3 protein-coding genes and 2 pseudogenes are annotated in these 6,240 nt (G+C 31.7%); 4 read left to right on the top strand and 1 reads right to left on the bottom strand.

Annotated elements, in window-relative coordinates; genetic code table 11:
- The 4 genes and pseudogenes from AC1DJR_RS17070 to AC1DJR_RS17055 all read left to right on the top strand — a co-directional run.
- Positions 1-86: pseudogene (locus AC1DJR_RS17070) on the top strand (MarR family winged helix-turn-helix transcriptional regulator); the annotation flags it as partial.
- 32 nt (positions 87-118) lie between these two features.
- Positions 119-1,063, top strand: coding sequence for an acetyl-CoA carboxylase carboxyltransferase subunit alpha (locus AC1DJR_RS17065; protein ID WP_002162311.1), 945 nt, complete (start codon positions 119-121; stop codon positions 1,061-1,063).
- Positions 1,064-1,328: 265 nt separating this feature from the next.
- Positions 1,329-2,702, top strand: a pseudogene (locus AC1DJR_RS17060) (IS4 family transposase).
- Between the two features lie 668 nt (positions 2,703-3,370).
- Positions 3,371-3,808 (top strand): NUDIX hydrolase, encoded by a 438-nt coding sequence (locus AC1DJR_RS17055; RefSeq protein ID WP_059037377.1) that lies wholly within the window; start codon positions 3,371-3,373, stop codon positions 3,806-3,808.
- A gap of 768 nt (positions 3,809-4,576) precedes the next feature.
- On the opposite strand, the gene AC1DJR_RS17050 is transcribed toward AC1DJR_RS17055, so the two are convergent.
- On the bottom strand, positions 4,577-5,209 hold the full coding sequence (locus AC1DJR_RS17050; RefSeq protein WP_002035240.1) for a lysozyme family protein: 633 nt from the start codon (positions 5,207-5,209) through the stop codon (positions 4,577-4,579).
- Positions 5,210-6,240: the final 1,031 nt, after the last annotated feature.

Here is a 6,240-nt window from a genome sequence, read left to right as displayed (position 1 = left end):
TCAATAATTTATCAGAATCAGAACAAAAAATAGTTGTGGATGGTTTTGAATTATTTATTGATTCTATTTCTAAGCCTTTTGATTAGAGTGAGGTAAATCATAACATTTGGAGGATAAAATGAGTTTGGATTTCGAACGTCCTATTATTGAATTAAAAGAGAAATTTGATGAATTAAAGAAAATTATGAAAGAAAATAATGTAGATTTATCGTCAGAAATTCATGTATTAGAAAAACGTTTAAATAAAATGCAAGATAAAATTTATTCTAATATTACACCTTTTCAACGAGTTCAAATTGCAAGGCTACGTAACCGGCCCACGACATTGGACTATATACCTTTATTGTTTACAAACTTTCTCGAACTTCATGGTGATCGATTATATGGTGATGATAAAGCAATGATAGGTGGTATTGCAAAATTTAAAGGGATGCCCGTTACGGTTATTGGTCATCAAAGAGGTAGAAATACAAAGGAAAGTATAGAAAGAAATTTTGGAATGGCACATCCAGAAGGTTATAGAAAAGCGCTAAGACTTATGAAACAAGCTGATAAATTTAATCGCCCTATTATTACATTTATTGATACAATAGGCGCCTATCCAGGGAAAGGGTCTGAAGAACGTGGAATTTCTGAAGCGATAGCTCGAAATCTATTTGAAATGGCTACACTTAAAGTGCCAATTGTTTGTATTGTAATTGGAGAGGCATCAAGTGGTGGAGCTCTTGGCCTTAGTGTCGGTAACCATATCCATATGTTAGAGTATTCATGGTACTCGGTAATTTCGCCAGAAGGAGCAGCATCTATCCTATGGAAGGATGCTAAGTATGCTCCAGAAGCTGCTGAACATATGAAAATTTCAGCAAAAGATTTAAAACATTTAGGAATTATTGATGAAATCATTCCTGAAATTAAAGGTGGAGCACAAAATGATATAAAATCACAGGCAAAAATGATTGAATCTGTAATCGAATCATCTCTAAAAAAATTGATACTATTATCCTCGGAAGAGCTTATACAACAGCGATATGAAAAGTATAGACAAATAGAGAATTATAAATGAAAATATTTAAAGTCTGTATTATATTTCGGAGGATTCCCACGAAAAAATTCTAAATATTTTGTAAGTAAACTCTTAAACTGGGATATGCTGATACTATTACTCTACAAAAGATGTGTGATCGGTATGGAAAAGGAAAATTTGTTCAAATGTCCTACCATTATGCTAGAAATATATATGTTATATTTTCTTTTCCATTACCTTTGCACCAGAACCAAAAAATACGCTATTCTTTCTGTAGAATCATAGGAAAGGATGGCGTTTTTGTATGTATCTATCAATTTCTGACGAATTACAATTATTTGCTGAAGAATTATATGAACATCTTACCCCTTCATTTTTGGAAAATCTCGCTAGAGAGCTAGGTTTTGTAAAGCGAAAACGTAAATTTTCAGGGTATGATTTAGCTACTATATGTGTCTGGATTAGTCAACGAGTAGCGAGTGATTCATTAGTCCGATTGTGTAGTCAGCTACATGCATCAACAGGAACTCTTATGAGTCCTGAAGGACTAAATAAGCGCTTTAATAAAAAGGCAGTGTTCTTTTTGAAACATATTTTCTCCACATTATTAAAAAATAAAGTTTGTGGAAAGTCAGCAATTCCAAGTGCTTCACTTACCTATTTTCAGCGAATTCGTATTTTAGATGCAACCATTTTTCACGTACCAAAACACTTGGCCAATGTATATCCTGGATCAGGTGGTTGTGCACAAACAGCGGGTATAAAAATCCAGTTAGAATATGATTTACATAGTGGTCAGTTTTTATTTTTCCCTGGTGACCTATGTATCCGGGATTTAGGCTATTATTCACTGGATGATTTAGATCAAATGGATCAACGTGGTGTGTACTATATATCGCGACTCAAATTAAACAATAGGGTATATGTCAAAAATGAATTTCCTGAATACTTTCGAAACGGAACAATAAAAAAACAATCTCAGTACATCAAAGTTGATTTAGAGCACATCATGGATACCTTAAAACCAGGACAGTCCTATGAAATAAAAGAAGCTTATATTGGAAAGGATAAAAAACTATTCACTCGGGTGATTATGTATCGATTAACAGAAAAACAACTTCGTAAGCGTATGAAAAAACAAGTGTACACAGAAAGTAAAAAAGGGATTACATATTCGGAAAAAAGCAAACGATTAGCTGGCATGAACCTATATGTTACCAATACACCTTGGGAGATTGCTCCGATGGAACAAATCCATAATTTTTACTCTCTCCGCTGGCAAATTGAAATCATTTTTAAAACTTGGAAATCCTTATTTCAAATTCATCATTGGCAACATATTAAACAAGAGCGATTAGAATGCCATGTTTATGGAAAACTCATTGCCATTTTTCTATGTTCTTCTACTATGTTTAAGATGCGACAATTAATTTTACAAAAGAAGAAACAAGAATTAAGTGAATATAAAGCAATTGGAATGATTCAAGATCACTTATCAAGTTTGTATTAAGCCATACAACAAAACATCCAAGAAATAACAAAGATCCTAATCAGCCTGTTCCACCTCCTACAGAAGAACGGGAGAAAATCTCATCGATATGAGAAGAAGACTGTTTTTGATATTATGGGTGTTGTTTATGAGTATAATGGGTTGAAAAAACAAAAGAAAGTTGCATAATTTAAAAAAGGAAACCCGTTAGGGTTTATTTGGTATGCATATTATTAAGAGTATGCTTCTATTTTAGGAATGCTTTACCTCCACAAAATGAAAGTACACTTTGTTTTCATTTTTAAGTTGATGGGCATGTATGGTGCCCCTATAGAGAAAGAATTTTTTCGTTTAGGGGGTACTTCAAAACCTTAACTTGATGGCGATGGGGTCCCGCCAACATAACGCGAATTTCGTACGCTAAGGAACTTCTTATTTAAAAACTTGGTTTTCCGTACATTAAGAGTGTTCCATAAACGGTATTTGATGTTTGATATAAAACTTTGTTTTTGGTCATGAGTTTTTGAACTGAATTTTAAACATATTTCAGTCAGTTTTGATAGATATAAATAAAGTTCCTTAAACGACCGTTTTAGGGACTGTTTGGACTGGTTAGTCAACATGTGATACCGCCAGTATTTCGAAAAAAAACACGCTAAGCAAATTAAATAAGAAATAAGCAGGTTTTTATCACGTTAAGAGTAAACCTATTTATGAAAAATAAAATTCTTAAAAAATGGAGAGCCGATACCATAAACCTGCATTATTAATGTAGAATTTTGATGTTGGCTCTTTATTTACTAAAATAGCAAGTTAGTGAATAAATTGTTCATATTTTTTCGAGAGGAGGTTAAGCAATGAGAGCGCCGTATCAAGTATTGATATTTCCTTATATAAAAACTGATGATTCCATTCAATATGGCATTTTTAATCGAAGTGATTATGGTTATTGGCAAGGAATAGCTGGTGGTGGAGAAGATGGTGAGACTCCTATTGAATCAGCAAAACGGGAAGCGTTTGAAGAGGCTGGTATTATAAGAGAATGTCCATATATAAAACTAGATTCTGTGTCTTCACTACCAGTAGAGGATGTAGTTGGTGAATTTCTTTGGGGCGAAGATGTTTATGTAATAAAAGAATTTTCTTTTGGAGTTAAAGTTCCTACAAAAAATATTAAATTATCTAAAGAACACTTCAATTATAAATGGCTGTGCTTTGAGGAAGCCGTAACGCTTTTAAAATGGGATAGTAACAAAACGGCTTTGTGGGAATTAAACAAAAGGCTGTTAAAATAATTTAAGTGTTAGTTAACAAAGCTGATAATAGAAATCACACATTAAACATATATTTATACGCGTTGTTACTACACGCTAAGGAATAGTAATAAAAAGATGATGCCGATAAAACTATATAAAAACCAAAAGAATCCTAAGATGGGGAATGTTTTATGAAAATTAAGCATGGTAAACCTCCTTGGGTATATAAAGGATTATAATACATCGTTGGTCTATTTAGAATACTAACCATGAATTGGATGGCATTAGGCATGGTTAAACTAATAGAAATGATACATTAAACGTATTTAATGAGTAGTCTGCTAGGTATAAAGATAATTGATAATCATACAATGATATGGAAGGGCCTTTTCTAACGTGTTAGTTACCTCAACGTATATGTATCTCTTGGCGCCTGGGCGAGGGTGCTTATAATATGGACAAGCATAATATTATGTAACAGGACGAGTTCTTCGTGTCCTATTCAATGCTCAGGATAAACCCCAATTCACATTGAGAGCACCAATAGCGAGGGTGCTCTCTTTTTATTGAATCTACATTTATTTTTATGCCTAATGAATTCGCGAAGTGGATACTATTTCATGTGAAATGGTGATTTTATTTATATTCTGGATAGATTTCTTGCGAAATATGTAACTAGAGCCGTATTTAAATTGAAATATGATACGATAGTTGTATATATACATTTAGATGGTAAGAGGGGATAAAAGTTGATGAAAAACCATATAAAAGTAAATGGAAAACTCCTTCAAACAAATATATACAATTTTAATTTTTTTGGAGGCGTTCTTCAATAAGTTTTGCTTTTTCATTCACTTTTGTTGTATATGTGAAATCACCGTAACAATATGGATATCTAAAATTTTGTTTATTTCCACCACAAGTGTATGTAGCTGGATTCTGATCAACTTTCAACTTAGAAAACTGTTTAGCTGTATCTTCAGAGTGTTGTTTAGCTTCTTGATTGGCAATAAAATCAATATAGCCTGGCCCCATATTATAGCTTTGAATAATTGTATCCATGCTAACACCTTTTTCTTCTCCATATCTATACATTTGAACAAAGTGCTTTACCCCTTGTTTAATGCTCAAGTTTATCTCTTGGATTTCATTTGGCTTTAATCCAAGTGATTCGGAAGATTGCATAGGGTCGTTGCCCTCACCCCTACTCTCGTGGTACATAATTCCTAGTAAAATTGCTGTTTTTTCTCCCAAATTATATTTTTCTAATTCTTTTTTCATGATGGGCTCATATTGCAATAAACGTTCCTCGGTAGCAAACGCTTTATTTTTTTGAGTATTGGTTTTGTCATTAAAATATAGTATCCCGATTATTGTTCCTAACCCTAAAATACTAATAAAGAATAATATAATAGTTTGTACTTTTCTCTTATTCTTCAAATATTACTCCTCCTTTTACAAGAAACCCTATTTTCAATGGTGGCTGGTTATTAAAAAAATTCAATAATTCTCTATTTCCCAGCTTTTTTAGACTCGAAAATTTTTTTCTAAATGCTAAGTTTAATAGAAAAATTTAAAGATAAGGTAAAGATAAGATAAAGATAAAATAAAGTCCATTTTTTAGGGTATCTATTATGTGTTCTAAAGGCTCCAGATTCAAGAGATATATTATCTACATAACCCATAAGAGAGAAGGAGGTAAGCAAAATATCACTTGAAACAGATATAATTCTTTCTTTATTAGATATAAAACTGTGGATGGCCCATCATTCGGAAATTAGTCGCTTAAAAATAAAAAAAAAATTAAAATCAGAACCGTACCTCAATAAGTCTTCAAGTGTTAATAAAAGAAAGCTATATAAGGTGAGGGAATAAAGATTCAACACCAATGATTATCAATAATTGAAGTGCTAATGATTATAATAAAAAGAACCTTCAATAGGCTCTTTTTTATAGTTGGTAAATATGTTATCAACAATAGATGGTAATAAAGATAGAAATTTAGACACTTTTTATTAATGGGCTAAGTTTTCTTAGGAAGAAATCTATTTCTCATGACTGATCGCTAGATATAACAGGATATATCATTTATTAATTTGGGTGGGTGATTTAGCTTTTTGAGTTTACCACACTAAAATTTAAATTTTGTTTAGGGACAAAATGTTAAAGAGTTATATTCTGAATTAACAGGAAATTAAAGTGGTAAAAATCCTATTAAATCTTTTATCAGGTAACTCATATTTCTTTGGCCTTATTTTCATGGTATTACCGAACGTTTATATGTCTCTAAGGGAAAGAAATACTTTAAGTTTTATTACCATCTAATGTTTGATTAAGATGGTAACATGAAAATAAAACGTTTACAACTAGAAAATAAAGAAAAAATATAAAAAATCGACTTTTTTCGACATTACGACTATGAGAGAAAAAATCTAAATTAAGTAAATCTTATATTTAGAGGGGATATTTAC

The organism is Bacillus sp. 05T31 (genome assembly GCF_056396725.1).
The sequence above is the reverse complement of the archived record's forward strand: the minus strand, read 5'-3'. Positions and strand labels throughout refer to the sequence as shown.

Excerpts from the sequence above, each read along its gene's own strand:
- AC1DJR_RS17065 (WP_002162311.1), top strand. The coding sequence starts at position 119 with ATGAGTTTGGATTTCGAACGTCCTATTATTGAATTAAAAGAGAAATTT.
- AC1DJR_RS17055 (WP_059037377.1), top strand. The coding sequence starts at position 3,371 with ATGAGAGCGCCGTATCAAGTATTGATATTTCCTTATATAAAAACTGAT.